The organism is Geodermatophilus sp. URMC 62, assembly GCF_052931475.1.
Window position 1 is genome coordinate 4,164,992 of the sequence record NZ_JBRFHY010000001.1, and the last position, 18,713, is coordinate 4,183,704.

20 protein-coding genes and 1 pseudogene are annotated in these 18,713 nt (G+C 77.1%); 13 read left to right on the forward strand and 8 right to left on the reverse strand.

Translation table 11 applies throughout. The features are described 5' to 3' along the window. Positions 1–79: 79 nt before the first annotated feature. A complete protein-coding gene (locus ACU616_RS20190; RefSeq protein ID WP_446760203.1) occupies positions 80–244 on the reverse strand; it encodes a hypothetical protein in 165 nt (54 codons plus the stop codon). A gap of 249 nt (positions 245–493) precedes the next feature. On the opposite strand from ACU616_RS20190, the gene ACU616_RS20195 reads away from it, so the two are divergent. Together ACU616_RS20195 and ACU616_RS20200 are read left to right on the forward strand one after the other, a co-directional pair. Further along, positions 494–1,579 carry a zinc-binding dehydrogenase gene (locus ACU616_RS20195; RefSeq protein ID WP_446760204.1) on the forward strand — a complete coding sequence of 362 codons (1,086 nt, stop codon included), beginning with the start codon at positions 494–496 and terminating at the stop codon, positions 1,577–1,579. 151 nt (positions 1,580–1,730) lie between these two features. Then, positions 1,731–2,228 carry a hypothetical protein gene (locus ACU616_RS20200; RefSeq protein ID WP_446760205.1) on the forward strand — a complete coding sequence of 166 codons (498 nt, stop codon included), beginning with the start codon at positions 1,731–1,733 and terminating at the stop codon, positions 2,226–2,228. Between the two features lie 13 nt (positions 2,229–2,241). On the opposite strand, the gene ACU616_RS20205 is transcribed toward ACU616_RS20200, so the two are convergent. The 3 genes from ACU616_RS20205 to ACU616_RS20215 all read right to left on the reverse strand — a co-directional run bounded on the left by ACU616_RS20205 (position 2,242) and on the right by ACU616_RS20215 (position 6,242). Next, positions 2,242–3,030, reverse strand: coding sequence for a hypothetical protein (locus ACU616_RS20205; RefSeq protein ID WP_446760206.1), 789 nt, complete (start codon positions 3,028–3,030; stop codon positions 2,242–2,244). A gap of 135 nt (positions 3,031–3,165) precedes the next feature. Then, entirely contained in the window at positions 3,166–4,974 is a 1,809-nt protein-coding gene (locus ACU616_RS20210; RefSeq protein ID WP_446760207.1) for a glycosyltransferase, read from the reverse strand. Then, a complete protein-coding gene (locus tag ACU616_RS20215) occupies positions 4,971–6,242 on the reverse strand; it encodes a glycosyltransferase (protein ID WP_446760208.1) in 1,272 nt (423 codons plus the stop codon). The genes ACU616_RS20210 and ACU616_RS20215 overlap by 4 nt, the downstream gene beginning before the upstream one ends. A 104-nt stretch (positions 6,243–6,346) precedes the next feature. Here ACU616_RS20215 and ACU616_RS20220 point away from each other — a divergent pair, with 104 nt between their 5' ends. From ACU616_RS20220 to ACU616_RS20230, 3 genes are read left to right on the forward strand one after another with little or no spacing between them, the layout of a single operon-like run. Continuing rightward, on the forward strand, positions 6,347–7,426 hold the full coding sequence (locus ACU616_RS20220) for a glycosyltransferase family 9 protein (RefSeq protein WP_446760209.1): 1,080 nt from the start codon (positions 6,347–6,349) through the stop codon (positions 7,424–7,426). Then, entirely contained in the window at positions 7,423–8,475 is a 1,053-nt protein-coding gene (locus tag ACU616_RS20225; RefSeq protein ID WP_446760210.1) for a glycosyltransferase, read from the forward strand. The genes ACU616_RS20220 and ACU616_RS20225 overlap by 4 nt, the downstream gene beginning before the upstream one ends. Next, the gene (locus ACU616_RS20230; protein WP_446760211.1) at positions 8,472–8,648 is read left to right on the forward strand and encodes a hypothetical protein; all 177 of its coding nucleotides are present in this window, start codon (positions 8,472–8,474) and stop codon (positions 8,646–8,648) included. The genes ACU616_RS20225 and ACU616_RS20230 overlap by 4 nt, the downstream gene beginning before the upstream one ends. A gap of 58 nt (positions 8,649–8,706) precedes the next feature. Here ACU616_RS20230 and ACU616_RS20235 read toward each other — a convergent pair whose 3' ends face one another. The 3 genes from ACU616_RS20235 to ACU616_RS20245 all read right to left on the reverse strand — a co-directional run bounded on the left by ACU616_RS20235 (position 8,707) and on the right by ACU616_RS20245 (position 10,897). Next, positions 8,707–9,114 (reverse strand): rhodanese-like domain-containing protein, encoded by a 408-nt coding sequence (locus ACU616_RS20235; RefSeq protein WP_446760212.1) that lies wholly within the window; start codon positions 9,112–9,114, stop codon positions 8,707–8,709. Next, positions 9,111–9,701 (reverse strand): cysteine dioxygenase, encoded by a 591-nt coding sequence (locus ACU616_RS20240; RefSeq protein WP_446760213.1) that lies wholly within the window; start codon positions 9,699–9,701, stop codon positions 9,111–9,113. Before ACU616_RS20240 ends, ACU616_RS20235 begins: the two co-directional genes overlap by 4 nt. Positions 9,702–9,985: 284 nt before the next feature. Then, positions 9,986–10,897 (reverse strand): hypothetical protein, encoded by a 912-nt coding sequence (locus ACU616_RS20245; protein ID WP_446760214.1) that lies wholly within the window; start codon positions 10,895–10,897, stop codon positions 9,986–9,988. Positions 10,898–10,977: 80 nt separating this feature from the next. On the opposite strand from ACU616_RS20245, the gene ACU616_RS20250 reads away from it, so the two are divergent. The 8 genes and pseudogenes from ACU616_RS20250 to ACU616_RS20285 all read left to right on the forward strand — a co-directional run bounded on the left by ACU616_RS20250 (position 10,978) and on the right by ACU616_RS20285 (position 18,210). After that, positions 10,978–11,955: a sulfotransferase family protein gene (locus ACU616_RS20250; protein ID WP_446760215.1), complete on the forward strand. Its 978-nt coding sequence runs from the start codon at positions 10,978–10,980 to the stop codon at positions 11,953–11,955. 298 nt (positions 11,956–12,253) lie between these two features. Next, a pseudogene (locus ACU616_RS20255) lies at positions 12,254–13,078 on the forward strand (DUF222 domain-containing protein); the annotation flags it as partial. 158 nt (positions 13,079–13,236) lie between these two features. Then, positions 13,237–13,416, forward strand: a complete 180-nt coding sequence (locus ACU616_RS20260; protein WP_446760216.1) for a hypothetical protein — start codon at positions 13,237–13,239, stop codon at positions 13,414–13,416. 236 nt (positions 13,417–13,652) lie between these two features. After that, positions 13,653–14,144 (forward strand): Chromate resistance protein ChrB, encoded by a 492-nt coding sequence (locus ACU616_RS20265; RefSeq protein WP_446760217.1) that lies wholly within the window; start codon positions 13,653–13,655, stop codon positions 14,142–14,144. Then, positions 14,141–14,572, forward strand: a complete 432-nt coding sequence (locus ACU616_RS20270) for a chromate resistance protein ChrB domain-containing protein (protein WP_446760218.1) — start codon at positions 14,141–14,143, stop codon at positions 14,570–14,572. The genes ACU616_RS20265 and ACU616_RS20270 overlap by 4 nt, the downstream gene beginning before the upstream one ends. A 16-nt stretch (positions 14,573–14,588) precedes the next feature. Further along, positions 14,589–15,974, forward strand: coding sequence for a chromate efflux transporter (gene chrA, locus ACU616_RS20275; protein ID WP_446760219.1), 1,386 nt, complete (start codon positions 14,589–14,591; stop codon positions 15,972–15,974). Positions 15,975–16,057: 83 nt separating this feature from the next. Beyond that, positions 16,058–17,479: an NADP-dependent succinic semialdehyde dehydrogenase gene (locus ACU616_RS20280; RefSeq protein ID WP_446760220.1), complete on the forward strand. Its 1,422-nt coding sequence runs from the start codon at positions 16,058–16,060 to the stop codon at positions 17,477–17,479. A 146-nt stretch (positions 17,480–17,625) separates the two neighbouring features. Beyond that, a complete protein-coding gene (locus ACU616_RS20285) occupies positions 17,626–18,210 on the forward strand; it encodes a hypothetical protein (RefSeq protein ID WP_446760221.1) in 585 nt (194 codons plus the stop codon). Between the two features lie 43 nt (positions 18,211–18,253). Here the strand turns inward: ACU616_RS20285 and ACU616_RS20290 are convergent, their stop codons facing one another. After that, entirely contained in the window at positions 18,254–18,673 is a 420-nt protein-coding gene (locus ACU616_RS20290; RefSeq protein ID WP_446760222.1) for an ATP-binding protein, read from the reverse strand. Positions 18,674–18,713: the final 40 nt, after the last annotated feature.

An 18,713-nucleotide genomic window follows, 5' to 3' on the forward strand; every position in this document is an offset into this window, starting at 1 on the left:
CGCCGGGCGGCGGCGCGTCAGGTGGGCCGGTCCCGCGCGACCCCGGTCCAGCCGCCGTCGCGGCAGCAGGGGTGTCCGGTCACCGCCGGTGGTTGAGGTGGTCGACGTCGTCGCGGTTGAAGGCCCGGGGGCTGCGCCGGCGCAGGTTGTCGTTGCGCTTCGTCCAGCGCACGGTGTTGCCGATCCACACGCCGTAGACGGCGGCGATCGCCACCACGGCCACGACGATCCAGATCCAGGTCACGGTGCCTCCCGGGCAGGTAGGGGTGTCGGGCGAGGTTGTGTCGTGCAACTGGTCGTGCACTACCCGGTGGTGCCCACCTGAACCGCGGATGCGTCCCCGCCCGTGGTTGGGCGGCGCGGAGCAGGGGCAGGACGGCCGGGTGAGCATCCGCACCGGGCCGGGAGCCGGGCTCGTCACCGGCCGGCACGTCGAGTCGCTGACCGCGCCGGACGGCGTCCCCGCCGCCGCCGATGGCAGGACGGTGCAGCCGTGAGGCCGGTCCGCACCATCGGCGTCGTCGCCCCGGGGGAGCCGGCCGTGCTGGACGACACCGAGCCCGACCCGGGCCCGGGCCAGGTGTGGGTGACCACCGAGTACAGCGGGGTCAGCGCCGGCACCGAGGTGGCGCTGGTGCGCGGCACCGACCCGCACCACCGGCTGCACTTCGACCCCGACCTGCGCTCCTTCGCCCCCGACGGGCCGCCCGCCGGCTACCCCGTGAGGGGCCTGGGCTACATGGAGGTCGGGCGGGTCACCGAGAGCCGCACCGCTGACCTGCCCGAGGGCACCCGGGTGGCCCTGGCCTACGGGCACCGCACCGGCCGCTGCGCCGACCCGGCGGTCACGCCGGTGATCCCGGTGCCCGGCGACCTCGACCCGCTGCTCGGGGTCTACCTCGCGCAGATGGGCCCGATCTGCGTCAACGGCCTGCTGCACGCCACCGCCGCGTTCGGGGGACCCGCCGGCGGGGTCGGCGACGGCGTCCGCGGCCGGCACGTCCTGGTCACCGGCGCGGGGGTCATCGGCCTGCTCTCGGCGCTGCTCGCCGTCTCCCACGGCGCGGCCGACGTCGTCGTCGCCGAGCCGTCCGCCGAGCGCCGCGCCGTGGCCGGCGCGCTGGGGCTGGCCACCGTCGACGGCGACGCCTGGCACGCGGTCAAGCAGCGGTGGCGGCACGGGCCGGGCGACGCCGGCGCCGACCTCGTCCTGCAGTGCCGCGGGCACGACACGGCACTGGCCACCGGGCTCAAGGCGCTGCGGCCGCAGGGCGTCGTCGTCGACCTGGGCTTCTACCAGGCCGGCGCGGACGCGGTCCGGCTCGGCGAGGAGTTCCACCACAACGGGCTGTCGGTGGTGTGCGCGCAGATCGGGCGGGTGCCGCGCGGGATGGCGGCCGCGTGGCCCCGCACGGCGCTCGCCGGCGTCACGCTCGACCTGCTGCGCGAGCGCGGGGACGACGTCCGCCGGCACCTGGTCACCGACGTCGTCCCGTTCGACGAGGGCCCGGCGCTGCTGGGCGACCTGGCCGCCCGCCGGCGACCGTCCCCGCCGCTGCAGGCCGTGCTGCGGTTCTGACCTCCGCGGGTCCCGCTGACGGTTCCCCGGCGTGTCGCCGGTGCGCCGCACGAACGGACTTGTTCCGGATACGCGGTCGGCTGCATCCTGTGCGCATCGCCGCGGACGCCGGGGGACCGGGCTGCGCGGCGGCCTCGGAGGAGGGGCCGTCATGGAGTGGGCGATCGTCGCCGTCGTCGGCTTCGTGCTGGAGCTCGCGCTGGTCATCGCCATGGCGCGGACCAACACCGCGCGCTGGGAGCGCAACCACCGGGCGGCGCAGGCCGCGATGCGGGCCAGGCGCGAGGAGTCGCTGCGGCTGCGGGCGGCGGCGGTGATGGCGCAGCGGCTCCCGCCCGGCGTGCCGCACCGGTTGCACCGGCCGGAGCTGCACGTGCCCCACGTCCACCTGCCGCACCTGCACCTGCCGCACGTCCACCTGCCACCCGCGGTGGTCGCGCGGCTGCCGCACCCGCACCTGCCGCACCTGGCGTGGCCCCCCACCCTGCACCGGACGCGTCAGCAGCCGGGGGCGGACCAGCCGGCGGAGGCGCCGCAGCCGGAGGAGGCGCGGCAGCCGGAGGAGGTGCGGCAGCTCGAGGACGTGCGGCCGCTGGAGCCGGCGCCGCAGGTCGCCGCGGACGAGAGCACCACCTCCGCGTCGTCCTGACCGGCCCGGACGCCTACAGCGGGGACGGGAGGGGCCACAGCGGGAGCTGCCCCGCGAGGGAACCGGCCGCCGTGGCACGCCGCGCGGCCCGCCGGGCCGCCACGCGCCGCTCGGCGGTGCGCCGGGCGTGCACGGCCCGGGCCTCCTCGACGCCGGGCGCCTCGACACCGTCGGCCGTCAGGCGGCAGGCGGCGAGCCGGACCCAGCGGGTGCGGCCGTCAGCGTCCCGGACGCCGACGAGCAGACCCCGGTCGTGGCGGCGCAGCGCGAGGGAGACGCCGCGCACGCTCGCCTCGGTCGCCGCAGTGACGTCGGCGTCGGGGCCGTGGAGCCAGGTGACCCGCCCGACCTGCCGGCGCAGGCCGTCGTCGCGCTGCCGCCAGGCGGTGTCCGGCAGCGGCGCGAGCTGCACCTCCAGCGCGGCCCCGACCTCGTCCACGACGACGTGCAGGCCGGTGTGCCCGCCCGGGTCGGGCACCGTGCACAGCCGCGGCCGGTGTCCCTGCCCGCCCAGCCAGGCCAGGAGGGCGGGCCGGTAGCGCAGGTGGTCGTAGGCCGGTCCGGCCGACCGCGACCCCCGGCCGAAGGCGCAGGCCGTGTGCCCGGTGTGGCGGAGGGTGGGCGGGACGCCGCGGCCGTGGACGACGACCAGCTCCCCGCCGCAGCCGCCGGCCTCGCGCGCGCACCACAACCCGCCGGCCTGCGCGGCGAGCCGGCGCGCCGAGGCGTCGTCGTCGGGCAGCACGACCGCCGCCGTGCCGTCCGGCCCGTCGGTGACCGCCCAGCGCAGCTCGTGGGACACCTCGACCTCCTCGCGGCCCTCCTCGCGGCCCTCCTCGCTCGGGACGGCGCCGACGCTACGAGCGGGGTCCGACGTTTCCGCCCGGCCCCGAGAGGCCCGCCGCGAGCGTGCGAGCGGTGGGGGGCAGGGGGTCCTTCAGCAGCGGGTGATCGAGCGGAAGAGGTCGACCAGGCGGTCGGCGTGGGCGTCGAAGGTGTGCCGCTCGCGGGCGGCCAGCGCGGCGGCCTGCCCGGTCCGCCCCGCCACCTCGGCGGTGAGGACGTCGGCGACGTCGTCGGCGCAGCGGTAGGACAGCCCGGTCCCGTCCGCGCGCAGCACCCGCTCCACCGACACCAGCGACCCGGGGTTGGCCTGCTGCAGCAGCGGCAGGCCGGCGGCGAGCAGCACCGGCAGCCGGGCGGGGGAGTTGAGGTCGTCCCAGCTGGCCCGGCGCAGGTCCCCGCCGTTGCTGCTGTCGAAGCGGTGCAGCCAGCCGGCGTCGTACCGGGACAGCTCGCGCACCCAGTCCTCCGGCCCCACCGCCGGGTGCACGTGCACGTGGCCGGGCGCGCGGGCGAGGGCCTCCTCCAGCCAGCCGGTCCACGAGCCCTTGGGCCCCGGCGCGCGCACCTGCCCGTAGAGGTGGGTGTGCACACCGCGGTCGGCCAGCGCCAGCACCCAGTCGAGGTCGAGCCCCGAGGGCCGGCCGACGACGGCGGTGTGCGGCTGCCCGTCGGCGTCCGAGAGCTTCGGGGACAGCGGCGCGTCGAGCCACTCGCGCTTGGGCAGGTCGCCGTCCAGGACGCCGAGCCGCGCGGGGTCCACCCGGCCGGCCAGCGCCAGGGCGAACCAGTCGCGCTCCTCCGCGGTGGCCAGCAGGCAGGCGTCGGCCCCGCACACCAGGTCGGCCAGCAGCGGCCACTCCCCGCGGACGACGCTGCGCTGCGGCGACTCCTTGAAGTGCCACACGAACGGCAGGTCCGGGAAGGCCGAGCGGACGGCGTGCGCGAACGGCACCGCACGCCAGTTCAGCTGCGCCCAGACGACGTCGGGCGCCAGGTCGCGCACCCCCTCGCGCCACCGGTCGCGGTCGACGTCGGGCACGGAGCCGAACGGCAGCCGCCCGACGGTGGCGTCGCCGAGGGCGGTGTCGGTCCACAGCCCGGTGAGGGAGTGCCCGCGCTCGGCCAGCGCCAGCACCCGCTCGGGGTTGAAGGCCAGCTCCCCGACGACGAGCACGCGCAGCCCGTCGTCGGCGGCGGGGTGGGACCGCGACCGGAAGCGGGCGTAGCGGGCGACCTCGTCGGTCTCCCCACCGTCGGTGGAGGCGAACCGCAGCGGGTGCGTCACCCGGTAGCGCGTGCGGAAGACGTTGAGCCCGCCGTCGAACGACTCGCGGATCGCCCGCGACCGCTGCCCGGGGTGCCGCGTCCAGGCGCAGGTGACCCGGCCGGTGTCGGCGGTCCGCCCGCGGGCGGCGACCCGCGACCACATCAGCCGGTCGAGGTCGTCGGTCTCCAGCTCGGCGCGCTCGGTCCACCGGTCGCCGGTGCGCCGGTGCGCCACCTGCACGAGCTGCGCGTACGGCGTGCCGGCGGGCTCGTCGAGCCCGGCGCGGGCCAGCACCACCGCCGGGTCGGCCAGGCAGCCGAGCAGGGCGGCCAGGTGGCCGGGGAACCAGACGTCGTCGGCGGGCAGGTGGGCGACGACGGGGGCGGTGGTCTCGTCGAGCGCGGTGTTGAGCGCCGCCCCCAGGCCGCGGTTGTCCCGGGTGCGCACCAGCCGCACCCGCGGGTCGGCGGGGACGGCGGCGGCCACGGCGTCCGGCTCCCGCGAGCCGTCGTCGACGACCACCGCCTCCCACGCGGTCTCCTCCTGGGCGAGCAGCGACTCCAGGGCGCGGGGCAGGAAGGCGGCCTGGTCGTGCACCGGCACCAGGACGGCGACCCGGGCGGGATCGCTCACGCGGCGGCCCGCTCGACGGCGGGCACCCCCAGCACCCGGTCGTAGACGCCGGCCACCCGCGCGGCCAGCGCCGGCCAGCCGTAGTCGGCCGAGCGGGCCCGGGCACCGGCGGCCAGGCGGGCCCGCAGCGCCGGGTCGCCGGCGAGCAGGTCCAGCGCGGCGGCCAGCGCGTCGACGTCGCCGGGCGGCACGAGCAGTCCGGTCTCGCCGTGCCGCACGACCTCGGGGATCCCGCCGACGTCGCTGGCCACCACGGGCAGCCCCGCGGCCATCGCCTCGGTGAGCACCGAGCCCATCTCCTCGTAGGCCGAGGGCAGCACCAGCACGTCGAGCGAGGCCAGCACGGCGGGCACCCGGCCGTGCTCGACGAACCCGGCCAGCGCCGTCCGCTCCGCCGCCGGTCCCTCGGCGGCCAGCCGCTCCACCAGCGCCCGGTCGGGGCCGTCGCCGACGACGACCAGGGAGGCCGCGGAGCGCACCCGCCCGAACGCCCGCACCAGCAGGTCGGCCCGCTTCTGCGGCGCCAGCCGCCCGACGTAACCGATCCGCGGCCGGGCCACGCCGGGGAAGACGTCGCCGGCCGCACGGGTGAACAGCGCCGGGTCGAAGCCCGAGGGGATGGTCGAGATCCGCTCCGCCGGCACGCCGTCGGCGTCCAGCGCGGCGGCCGTGCGCCCGGTGAGGACCACGACGGCATCGGCCCGCCGCAGCGTGCTGCGCTCGATCCACCCGCCCAGCGCCCGCAGCAGCCGCACCCGGGCGCCGCGGCCGGTCAGCGTGTGCCCGACGCTGCAGTGCAGCGTGACCACCAGGGGGCAGTCGTGCACCCGGGCGGCCAGCCGGGCCAGCGGCAGGGTGGCGAGGTCCTCGCCCTGGTGGGCGTGGACGACGTCGACGGGCGGGGAGCCGGCCCGCCGCCCGGCGCGCAGCACCGCGGGGAGCCCGGTCAGGGCCCACAGCTGCCGCAGCCGCGGCACCGGCAGGCCGGTCCGGTGCACCCGCGCGCCGGCGCCGAGAGGCGTCTCGCCGCGGGGGCCGGCCAGCCGGGCGGTGACCACCGTCTGCCGCACCCCCCGGTCGTCGAGGCAGCGGGTCAGCGTGGCGGTGTGGTTCTGCATCCCGCCGATCGGGTCGAAGCGCGCTGCCCGCCCGTCGAGCTCCCCGGCCAGGTGCCCCGGCCGCGCCGGTCGTTGCTGCGCATCCGGTTCGAAGACGCTGCACAGCCGCAGCACGTGCACGGGACCAGCGGGGACGGCGGGGCGGGGCACGCGGGGACCTCCGGCTCTGGGGGGCGGACCTGTAGTGCACCACGGGTCTCGCCGCGGCGCGGCCCCGGCGTTAGTCCGCCACACGGCCGGGGCAGGGGGCGCTGGTGACACCCCCGCTCGCCGACCCCGCCGTCCGCCGGGTCGCCCTCGTCCGGCTGCGCGTCGGGCTCGGCGACCTGCTCTGCACGGTCCCGGCGCTGCGCAGGCTGCGCGCCGCCCGTCCCGACGTCGAGGTCAGCCTGGTCACCTTCGGCCGGATGGCGCCGGTGGTCGAGCGGCTCGGCGGCACCGTCGACGACCTGCTGGCCTTCCCCGGCGCCCCCGGCATCCCCGACGGCCCGGTCGACGACGCCGGCTGGGCACCGTTCACCGCGGCCGCCCGGGAGCGCCGGTTCGACCTCGCGCTGCAGGCCTACGGCGACCGGCCGGCCGCCAACCGGGTCACCGCCGCCCTCGGCGCCCGGCTCACCGGCGGCTTCGCCCCGACCGGCTGGGCCCCGCCGCCCGGCAGCGAGGCGCTGCACCTGCGCTACCCGCTGCACCTGCACGAGGCCGACCGGCACGTCGCCCTGCTCGAGCACCTGGGGCTGCCGCGGCGCGACGGCCTGCCCCCCGGCGGGGACGCCGGCATGGGCTTCCCCGTGACCGCCGCCGACGAGGCCGAGCACGCGGCCACCCTCGCGGCCGCCGGCCTCGAGCCCGGCCGCTACGCCGTCCTGCACCCCGGCGCCTCGGCACCCACCCGGCGCTGGCCGGTCGAGCGCTACGCGGCCGTCGGCGACGCGCTGGCCGCCGACGGCCTGGCCGTCGTCGTCACCGGGGTGCCCGGCGAGCGGGAGATCTCCGCGCGGGTGGTCGCGGCGATGCGGGCACCGGCGGTCGACCTCACCGGCGCCACCAGCCTCGGCGGGCTCGCCGCGCTGCTGCGCGACAGCGCCGTGCTGGTGGGCAACGACACCGGCTCGGCGCACCTCGCCGCCGCGGTCGGCGCCCGCAGCGTCACCGTCTTCCTGCCCGGCGACCCCGTCCGCTGGGCGCACCCCGGCCCGCGGCACCGCGCGCTGACGCCGACCGTGGCGTGCGCGCCGTGCCCGCACCTGGTCTGTCCCATCGAGTTCCGCTGCGCGCTGACCATCGAGCCGGCCGCCGTCGCGCGGGCCGCGCGCGAGCTGGCGGCGACGTGAGGGTCTCCTTCGTCTCGGACTCCGACGGCTGGGGCGGGGCCGAGGTGTGGCTGACCCACCACCTGCGCCGGGCGGCCGGGAACGGCGCGACGGCGTCGCTGGTCTGCGCCGAGCCGGTGGCGGGCGGGTTCACGGGCCTCGCCGTCGACCGGGCCGTCGTCCCGCTGACCCGGCACACCGCCGCCGCCCCGGCCACCCGCGACGCGCTGGCCGCGCAGCGCCCCGACGTCGTCGTGGTCAACCTGGTCGACCCCGCCTCCAACACCGCCGCGGTGGCCGCCGCGCTCGACGTGGCGCCGACGGTCGGCGTGCTGCACCTGGTGGGCGACACGCGGACCGGGGAGGAGCGGGCCGCGCTCGCCGCCCTCTACCGCCGGCTGGCCGGGGCCGTCAGCCCGTCGGCGCAGGGCCGCGAGCAGCTGCTGGCCGACCTCGGCCTGGACCCGGCGCGGGTGCACGTCGTCCCCAACGGCGTCGACGTCCCGGACGACCCCGCGGGCCCGGCCGGGCACGCGGTGCCGCGGATCGGCGCCTTCGGCCGGCTGACCGCGCAGAAGGGCTTCGACGTGCTGCTGGCCGCCCTGCGCCGGCTGGACGTGCCGTTCGAGGCCGTCGTCGGCGGGACCGGCCGCGACGGCGAGCGGCTGCGCGCGGCGGCCGAGGGGCTGCCGGTGACCTTCCCCGGGTGGGTCACCGACGTGCGCGGCTTCCTCGCCGGGCTGGACCTGTTCGTGCTGTCCTCGCGGGTCGAGGCGCTGCCGCTGGTGCTGCTGGAGGCGATGGCCGAGGGCCTGCCGTGCGTCAGCACCGACGTCGGCGACGTGCGGCGGGCCGTGGGGGAGGATGCCGTCGTCGTCCCGGTCGAGGACGCCGGCGCGCTCGCCGCGGCGCTGCGCGGGCTGCTCACCGACCCCGCGGCCCGCGCGCTGCTCGGCGCACGGGCGCGTGCCCGGGCCGAGCGCGACCTCGGCGCGGACCTGATGGCGCGGCGCACCTTCGCCGTCCTGTCCGGCGTGGCGGCCCGGCGTTCGGGTACCGCGGGCCCATGAGCAAGAACAACGACGCCGACGCCCAGCGCGCCGCCGCCCGCGAGGCCAAGAAGCAGGGGATGTCGCCCAGCGAGGCCGGGGTGACCACCGGCGCCTCGAAGCAGACACACCACGTCCGCTCGGGCGACGACCGCCACGAGCACTCGTCCGCGCAGGGCAAGAGCAAGACCTGACCGGGGTGGTGCGGGGACGGCGGCGGCCTCCGTCGCGCGCCGCCGTCCCCGGACCGGTTCAGGCGCCGCCGGTGGTGGGCAGCCCGTCGGCGGCCCAGGCGCGGAACCCGCCGATGACGTCGCTGGACCGCTCGAGCCCGAGGCTGCGCAGCGCGTCGGCGGCCAGGCTGGAGGTGTAGCCCTCCTGGCAGAGCACGACCACCTCGACGTCGTACCCGGTGGCCTGCGGCAGCCGCGCGTCGCTCTCCGGGTCGAACCGCCACTCCAGGTGGTTGCGCTCGACCACCAGCGCGCCGGGCACCTCGCCCTCTGCGGCGCGCTGCGACTGCGGGCGGATGTCGACCAGCACCGCCCCGCCGGCCACCCGCTGCGCGGCCTCCGCGGGCGTCACCCGGGTGATCCGCGAGCGGGCCTCGGCGAGCAGCTGGTCGATGCTCCTGGCGCCCGGGGGGCGCTGCCCGCTCACCAGTCGACGCCCGCGCGCTCGGTGGACAGGTGCCGCAGCTCGCCGTCCTCGAGCTCGTAGCGGTTCATGGTGGACAGGCCGGGGGTGTAGACGTGCACGCTCACGGCCGGACGGGTGCCCCGGTTGGTCACCCGGTGCACGTGGTGCGGCCCGAACGGGCGCACCCGCCCGGCCCACAGCTCGGTGGCGGCCGCGCGGACGGCACCCGGCCGGCCGCCGACGACGTCCTCGGTGAGGATCCCGCCGACGACGGCGAAGGCACCGGCGGAGCCGCCGTGGTCGTGCAGCGGGGTGCCCTGGCCGGGCAGCCAGGACAGCAGCCAGACCTGGGCGGCCGCCAGGTCGGCGGCCAGGGACGGGTCGACCAGAGCGGCGGCGTCCTCGGCCGGGAGCAGCTGCGTCCAGCGGCTGTGCGGGCGGTGGCGGACCAGCGGCGCCCACGCGTCGGCGGCGGCGAGCAGCGCGGCGGCCAGCGCGGTGGCGGAGGTCGAACGGGTCACGGCGTCGGTGCCGGCGGCCGGGGTACCGGGGTGGACGGCGCCGATCCCGAGCGGGGCAGGGGACAGCAGGGCGGAGCGGGGGGTCATGGGTTCTCCGGGGGCAGGCGCGCGGGGCCCCCTCCCGGGGGCGGGCGCGCAGGGGTGGCGGGTGTCGGGTGCTCAGCCGGCCCGACACAGCGCGCTGGCCACCCGCAGCAGGTCCACGGCGGACCGGCGGGTGAGCGTCAGGGCGGGGACCACGGGGCCATGTGACCCCGCCACGGATGTCTCTGTCAAGTCCATCGACTTGGTGCGGATATCGTGTCGGGGTGCACCTGTCGGCGCCTCCGGTCCCCGCTCCGCGGTGTGGCCTGCCGGCTGCCGGGACCGGCTCAGCCGGGCAGCAGGACGGTGCGCAGCTCGTGGGCGCCGTCGGCGCGGGTGGCCTCGTAGAACCAGCGCGCGCCGCCGCCGGGCAGTGCCACCACGTCGGCGTACCGCAGCCCGTGCGGCGCGTGCGGGCTCTGCAGGTGCGGGCCGCCGGGGACGGCGCGGAAGCCGCCCTCGCCGTCGTGCTCGGCCAGACCGGTGCGCTCCTCCCAGTTCTCCGCCGCGGTGGCCCGGCCGTCGTAGAGCGCCCAGGTGCGCGACCCGTCGAGCACCACCGTGCTGAACCGCGTGCCGCGGGCGTCCCAGTCGCCGGGTGTCCCGGCCAGGGCGGTGCCGCGCCAGGTCCAGGTGACGCCGTCGGGGCTGGTGGCGTGCTCGGTGCTCATCCGGTCGGTGGCGTCGGGGTCGTCGAGCGGGTGCACCGAGGCCCACAGGTGCCACCGGTCGCCGTCCCAGCGGACCACCGGGTCCTTGGGTGCCTCGGTGGCGCTGCCGGGCAGGACGGTGCGCGGCTCGGCGCTGGCCAGGTCCGCGACGGTCGCGGCCTCGAGCAGGTCGACCCGCCAGTGCTTCGTCCCCGGCGTCGCACAGCTGACGTAGAGCCGCCAGCGGCCCTCCGGCGTGTGCACCAGCGCCGGGCGCTCGAGCGACTCGGCGCCGAAGCGGTCCTTGCCGAGCGCGACGACCGGCTCGAAGTGCACGCCGTCCTCGGACCGGGCGACCACGTTGCCGAAGCCGCGCCCCTCGCCGACCGGGCGGCGCAGCCGGTAGGCCAGCCACCAGGTGCCGTCGACCAGCTGCGCGGACGGGCCGCCGGCCCACGAGCCCGGGCGCGGGTCCTCGGGCTCGACGACGACCTCGGCGTCGGCCCAGAAGCGGTCGGGCGCCGGCGGGCGGGGGGCGGACGCGGTCACGCGACGGCTCCCTTCGGTGTGGGGGACGGGCCTCCCCGTGTGTACACCGCGACCGACGACCGACCTGGAGGGGACCACCGATGACCACCGACGCCGACCGGCTGCCGCAGTTCGTCATCGCCGGCGCACCCAAGGCCGGGACGACGGCGCTGCACGCGGCGCTGGCCACCCACCCCGGCCTCTACCTGTCGCCGGTCAAGGAGCCGAAGTACTACCTGACCGGCGGCCGCCCCCCGCCGCGCAGCGGTCAGCGCGGCCCCGGCGACGCGCACAGCGCCCGGGAGTGGGTCTGGCGCCGCGAGGACTACCTGCGGCTGTTCGACGGGGCGCCCTCGGGCGCCGTCCGCGGGGAGAGCACGCCGTTCTACCTCTACGACCGGGCGGCGCAGGAGCGGCTGGCCGCCGACGTGCCCGGGGTGCGCGTGGTCGCGATCGTGCGCGACCCGGTGGACCGGGCGTGGTCGAACTGGGTGCACCTGCGCGCCGACGGCCTGGAGCCCGAGGCCGACTTCGCCGCCGCGGTCGGGTCGGAGGCCGCCCGGATCGCCGACGGGTGGGCGCCGTTCTGGCACTACCGCGGCCTGGGCCGCTACGGCGAGCAGCTGCGCGACCTCTACCGGGTGCTGCCGCGGTCGCAGGTGCTGCTGCTCCGGTACCGGCAGCTGGTCGACAGCCCGCGCGAGACGCTCGACCGGGTCAGCGGGTTCCTCGGCGTGGAGCCCGGGATCGCGCACACCGTGGCGCCGGAGAACGTGAAGCCCTACGTCGCCGACGGCGTCCGGCACCGGCTGCTGTCCTCCGCCGCCCGGGCCGGTGCTGCGCTGGGTGCCTACGCGCCGCCGCAGGTGTGGCGGCAGGTCTCGCGACCGCTGCTGGCCGCGCTGCACGCCGGCCGGGCGCCGCGGCCGCCGATGCCGGTCGAGGTGCGACGTGAGGTCCTGGCGCCGCTGCTGCCCGACATCGCGCTGCTCGAGGAGCTCACCGGGGAGTCCTTCGACGACTGGCGGCGCGACACCGGCCGCGGCGACTTCCGCTCCCGCCGCTCCTCCCCGGCCTGACGACGGTCCTGGCCGGCCCGCTCGTCCCAGGTGCGCCGCTCGCCGCCTGCGCTCCTCCACCGCGTAGCTCCCCAGGCTGCTGCCGCATCCGTCCCGCCCGTGGACGTGAGGTCCGGCGGCTCACGAGGGCCCGTCAAGGCCTGTTCGAGATCTGTGGACAGGGCACTGAGCTGCGGATATAGGTCGCCGCCGGACATGTCGCGCGGTAAACTTCGAACAAGTGATCGAGGTGGTGGGAGGTGTCGTGGACGAGCTGATGGCAGCGATCGAAGCGCTCGCCGACGACGACCTGACCGCGATGTTCGGCCCGCAGCTCAACGAGCGGATCCGGAGCCTGCTGGCCGCGGCCAACAAGCTGAACGCCCACCTCGCCCGTGCCGTCCGGCAGGGTGAGCTGGCCGGAGCGGCCGAGCACGACGGATTGAAGTCGATGCAGTCGTGGCTGCGCGGGCACGGGCACCTCTCCGACGCCGAGGCCGCCCGGCTGGTCCGCACCGGCCGGGCCGTCGAGCAGCTGCCGGCCGTCGCCGCGGCGTTCACCGCCGGAGCGGTGACCGCCGCGCAGGTCGCCGAGATCGCCAGAGTGGTGGCGCCGGAGAACGCCGCGGCCGCCGCCGCACAGGGTGTGGACCTGGGCGAGGTCGACGCCGGGATGGCGGTCGTCGCGACGGTCAAGCCGCACCGAGAGCTCGCCCAGGTGGTGGCCGGCTACCTCGCCCGCCTCGATCCCGACGGCCCCGAGCCCGACCCCACCGAGGGGCGGCGGCTGACGATCGTCAAGCACGGCGACGGGTCGCTCACCATCCGCGGCGAGCTCGACCCAGTCGGCGGGGAGAAGGTGCAGGCCGCGCTGGAGTCGCACGTGCAGGCCGACCGTCCCGCCGGCGACGAGCGCACCCGCGCCCAGCGGCTGGCGGATGCGCTGGTGCAGCTGTGCGACAACCGGCTGGCGTCGGGATCGTTGCCGGTGCTGCGCACCGTCAAGCCGCACGTGGCGGTGCGCATCGACCTCGACGACCTGGCCGACCCCGCCACCGGCCCGGCCACCGCCCGGATGGGGTTCGGCGCAGTCATCTCGGCTGCCCGCGCCCGCTGGATCGCCTGCGACGCCACCGTCTCCCGGGTCGTGATGGCTGAAGGACCCCTCCGCCCCCCACCACTCGCAAGCTCGCGGCGGGACCCTGCGGAGGGGCCGCGCGGCGGGCGGTCGAGCTGCGCGACGGGGGCTGCGTGTTCGCCGGCTGTGGCGCACCGACCTGGTGGGCGGAGGTGCACCACCTGGTGCACTGGCTCAACGGCGGCGAGACCACCCTGGACAACTCCGCCCTGCTGTGCGAGCGGCACCACGCCAAGGTCCACTCCGGCTTCCGCGTGGAGCGACAACCGGATGGGCGCTGGCGCACCTGGCGACCTGACGGCACCGAGATCCTGATCGGCGCAGGACTGCAACCCGCCGCCTGAGGACGACCGTGGGCGCCGCTCACCCCTGCACAGGACGACCTCCTCGCCCATCCGGCGAGGAGGTCGGTCGTGCGCACACAGCGGCGCGCTGTTCCTCGCGGGTCCGCACTGTCACGGCTCCCACCCATGTCGGCGCACGACCGGCGTCGGCGTCGGGCACCTGCAGCGCGGCGGCGAGGTTCTGGCCGCAGGGGGACCGGTGGACGACCACTCTGCAACCGTGGTTGCATCTGCGCGTGACGGCGACCGGGGAGTGGGTGCTGCTCTCCTACCGGCTGCCGCGCGAGCCCTCGGGCCCGCGGACCACGCTGTGGCGGCGGCTGCGGCGGCTCGGCGTCGCCCAGCTCGCCGACGGCGTGGTCGCACTGCCGGCCGACGCGCGCACCCGCGAGGCGCTCGAGTGGCTCGCCGACGACGTCCTGGCCGCCGGCGGCACCGCCGGCACCTGGACCGCCCGGCCGGCCACCGCCGCCCAGGAGCGCGAGCTCGCGGCCGGCATGGCTGCGGCCCGGGCCGAGGAGTACCGCGCCCTCATCGCAGAGTGCACCGCCGCGCTGGAGGGTCCCGACGACGGGCGGGTCCGGGCGCTGCGCCGGCTGCGCGGCGAGTGGCGGGCGATCGGCCGGCGCGACTTCTTCCCCCCGCCCGAGCGGGACGCCGCCGGGGCCGCCCTCCGCGTGCTGGCCGCCGCGGTGGGAGAGCCCGTGGCCAGGGGGCGGCGCTCGTGAGGTGGGCGACGAGGGCGGGCATCCACGTCGACCGCGCCGCATGCGCCTGGCTGATCCGCCGCTTCGTCGACCCCGACGCGGAGTTCGTCTTCGTCACCGACCCCGCCGACGTCCCGCCCGACGCCACGCCGTTCGACATGCGCGGGGTGGCACTGGGCCACGTCGGCGGCGGCTGCTCCTTCGAGACGATCCTGCACGTCCACGGCCTCGCCGACCCCGTGCTCGAACGGATTGGCGAGATCGTCCACGAGGCCGACCTCGACGACGGCCGCTTCGACGCCCCCGAGGCCCCGGGCCTCGACGTCCTGCTGCGCGGCCTGTCGATGACCGGCGACGACGAGCGCACCCTCGCCGTCTCCGGCCCGCTCCTCGACGGGCTGTACGAGTACGTCCGCCGCCGCCTGCTGCTCGGCCGCGAGCCGGCCTGACCCCGACGGAGACCCGATGTCCGAGCCCACCCCGCAGGCGGCCCCCGTCCAGGCCACCGCGGTGCCGCCCTTCCGCGACGCCGTCCGGGCCTGGTTCCTCGTCTCGCTGCAGACCTTCGGCGGGCCGGCCGGGCAGATCGCGGTCATGCAGCGCGAGCTGGTCGACCAGCGGCGCTGGATCGGCCAGCGCCGGTTCCTGCACGCGATGAACTACTGCACGCTGCTGCCCGGACCCGAGGCCCAGCAGCTGGCCACCTACGTCGGGTGGCTGCTGCACGGCACCCGCGGCGGCCTGGTCGCCGGCGGCCTGTTCGTCCTGCCCGGTGTGGTCGCGCTGCTCGTGCTCTCGGCGGTCTACGTCGCCTTCGGCACCACGGCCGTGGTCACCGCGGTGTTCGCCGGGCTCGCCGCGGCCGTGCTGGCGATCGTCGTGCAGGCGGTCGTCCGCGTCGCCAGGAGGGCGCTGGACAGCCGGGCCCTGATCGCGCTCGCGGTGGCGTCCTTCCTCGCGCTGGCGCTGTTCGGCGTGCCCTTCCCCGTGGTCGTCGCCCTCGCCGGGGTCGCCGGCTGGGCCCTGGGCCGCTGGCGGCCCTCCGCGCTGCCGCGGAGGAAGGCCGCCGAGGGTCCCGACGCCGGCCCGCCTCCGGTGGTCTCCGACGACGTCCTGCACCACGAGGCGCCCACCGTCCGCCGCACCGTGACGGTGCTGCTCGTCGGGCTGCTCGTGTGGGGGGTGCCGATCGCGGCGGTCGCCCTGCTGACGGGCGCGGGCAGCGTCCTCACCCAGCAGGGCCTGTTCTTCTCCGGCGCCGCGGTGGTCACCTTCGGCGGCGCCTACGCGGTGCTGGCCTACGTCGCGCAGCAGGCCGTCGAGGTCTACGGCTGGCTCTCCCCGCGGGAGATGGTGCGCGGGCTCGCACTGGCCGAGACCACTCCCGGCCCACTGATCATGGTCGTGCAGTTCGTCGCCTTCCTCGGCGCCCACCGCCACCCCGGCGCCCTGGACCCGTGGGTGGCCGCGGTGCTGGCCTCGCTGCTGGTCACCTGGGTGACCTTCGTGCCGAGCTTCCTGTTCGTGCTGCTCGGCGCCCCGTACATGGAGCGGTTGCGCGGCAACCGGTCGCTGTCGGCGGCGCTGGCCGGGATCACCGCCGCCGTCGTCGGCGTGATCGCCGACCTCGGCGTCTACTTCGCCGTCCACACCCTGTTCTCCGAGACGACGACCGCCGGGCCGCTGGCGCTCGAGCTGCCCGTCCCCGCCAGCGTGCGGCCGGTGACGTGGGTGATCGCCGCGGTCGCCGCCGTCCTGCTGTTCCGGGTGCGGTGGTCGGTGCTGCGCACGCTCGGGGTCTGCGCCGTCCTCGGGCTGGCCGCGGGCCTGGCCGGGCTGCCCGTCGGGTGATCGCGGATGACCCGCGCCCGGCCGGGTAGGGCCTCCTGCCGGAGAGGCGTGCACCCCGCACGCCGACGACGGGAGGGACCGACATGGCGATCGCGACGATCAACCCGGCCACCGGCGAGACGCTCAAGACCTACGAGGCGCTGTCGGACCAGGCCGTCGACGAGCGGCTCGACCGCGCCGTCACCGCGTTCCGCTCCTACCGGCTGACCGTGCCCGAGGAGCGGGCCGGCTGGTTGCGGGCCGCTGCCGACGTCCTCGACGGCGACACCGACGCCGTGGCCGAGCTCATGGTCACCGAGATGGGCAAGACGCTGGCCGCGGCGAAGGCCGAGGTCGGCAAGTGCGCCAAGGGGCTGCGCTACTACGCCGAGCACGGCCCGGCGATGCTCGAACCGCGGCCCGCCGACGCCGGGGCCGTGGGTGCCGACGACGCCTACGTCGTCCACCAGCCGATCGGCGTGGTCCTGGCGATCATGCCGTGGAACTTCCCCCTCTGGCAGGCGATGCGCTTCGCCGCGCCGGCGCTCATGGCCGGCAACGTCGGCCTGCTCAAGCACGCCAGCAATGTGCCGCAGACGGCGCTCTACATCGAGGAGCTGTTCCGCAAGGCCGGCTTCCCCGCCGACGTCTTCCAGACCCTGCTGGTCGGCTCCTCGGCGATCGAGCGGGTGCTGCGCGACGACCGCGTCGCCGCGGCCACCCTCACCGGCAGTGCGCCGGCCGGGCAGTCGGTGGCCTCCATCGCCGGCGACGTGCTGAAGAAGACGGTCCTCGAGCTCGGCGGCAGCGACCCGTTCATCGTCATGCCCTCGGCCGACCTCGACCGCGCCGCCGAGGTCGCGGTCACCGCGCGCTGCCAGAACAACGGGCAGAGCTGCATCGCGGCCAAGCGCTTCTTCGTGCACACCGACATCGCGGAGGAGTTCACCCGGCTGTTCGCCGAGAAGCTCGCCGCGCTGACCGTCGGCGACCCCATGGCCGAGGACACGAAGGTCGGCCCGCTGGCCACCGAGTCGGGCCGGGAGGACGTCGAGAAGTACGTGCAGGACGCCGTCGACAAGGGCGCCACCGTGGTCACCGGCGGGAAGCGGCCCGACCGGCCGGGGTGGTTCTACGAGCCGACCCTGCTCACCGGCATCACGCCGGAGATGGACCTCTACGACGAGGAGGTCTTCGGCCCGGTCGCCGCGCTGTGGACGGTCGACTCCCTCGAGGAGGCCATCGAGATCGCCAACAGCCACCCCTACGGCCTGGGCAGCAACCTGTGGAGCGAGGACGAGCAGGAGCGGGCCACCTTCATCCGCGACGTCCAGTCGGGCATGGCCTTCGTCAACGGGATGGTCACCAGCTACCCCGAGCTGCCCTTCGGCGGGGTCAAGCAGAGCGGCTACGGCCGGGAGCTCACCGAGCTCGGCATGTACGAGTTCACCAACGCCAAGACGGTGTGGATCGGCCCGCGCAGCAGCGAGCAGGCGCAGGGCGACACCGCCACCGCGTCGGAGTGAGCCGCTCCCGTCCGGGCGCGCTGTTTCCCGGCGCGCCCGGGCGGGGTAGCGACCCGGCACGACCGACCGGCCCCTGAGCAGCGGGGACGCCGACGACGGTTCGACGCGGTGCCGCGCTCCCGGCGGGCACCCGGACGGGAGCACTCGTGACGAAGACGACGGACAACCACTTCCTGGCCCAGTCGGTGCACGACCTGGGCACCGCCCTGTGGTTCGGCGGCTCGGTCATGGGCATCGCGGGGGTGAACAAGTCCGGCAGCGACCTGACCGCCGGCATCGACAAGGTACGGGTGGCCAGCTCCGCCTGGTCGCGGTTCCAGCCGGCGCAGTTCGGCGGCATCCTGGCCACGCTGGTCACCGGCCTGCAGCTCACCCGCTCGAACAAGGAACGGCTGGCGCTGCAGAAGGGCTACGCGTCCGTCGGCACGCTCAAGGCGGCGCTCACGGTGGCCGGGGCGGGCGCCACCGCCTACGCCGCCTACTCGGGCGCACAGATCGGGAAACTGGCCGAGCAGGCCGCCCGCGACGGGAGCCTCGAGGTCAAGGACGCCACGCTGCCCTCGGCCGGCACCCCGGCGGAGATCAAGAAGTGGCAGGCGCGGCAGCGGGTCACCCAGGGCGCCGTCCCGGCCCTGGCCGGTGCGGTGATCGTGTGCAACGCCTGGCTGGTGCAGTCCTACCGGCTCGGGTCGACGGTCAAGGGCCTGCTCGGGCGGCTGCTGCCCAGCTGAGTACGTGCCGTCGCCGGTCCGGCGCTCTCGGGCGCCGGACCGGCTACGCCCGGGTCTGGATCCGCACCGACTGACCGCCGTCGTCGGCGGGCCGGGCGTCCACCGCGACGGACAGCGCCGCCGCGGCCGCCACCGCCAGCCGGGCCCGCGGGTCGTCGGCGGCGGGCTGCTCCGGCAGCGGCAGCAGCGGCGCCGGGAGCTCCACCTCGACCACGAGGCCGCCCCCGCTCGGGACGGCACGCAGCCGCCGCGGCCCGTGCGTCGCACCCGCCCGGGCGGCGTCGGCCACCAGCACCTCCGACACCAGCAGCACGAGCTCCTCGACGACGGCGGCGGGACAGCCGGCGGCCTCGGCCCACGTCCGCACCCACGTCCGTGCCTCGGCCGGCCGGTCCACGTCGGCGGAGCCGGCGCCTCCTCCGGCGACGCCCCCGCCCTCGCCCTCGCCCTCGCTGCCGGTCACCGCACGACCACCCCTCCGGGTCCAACGACCGCACACCCCC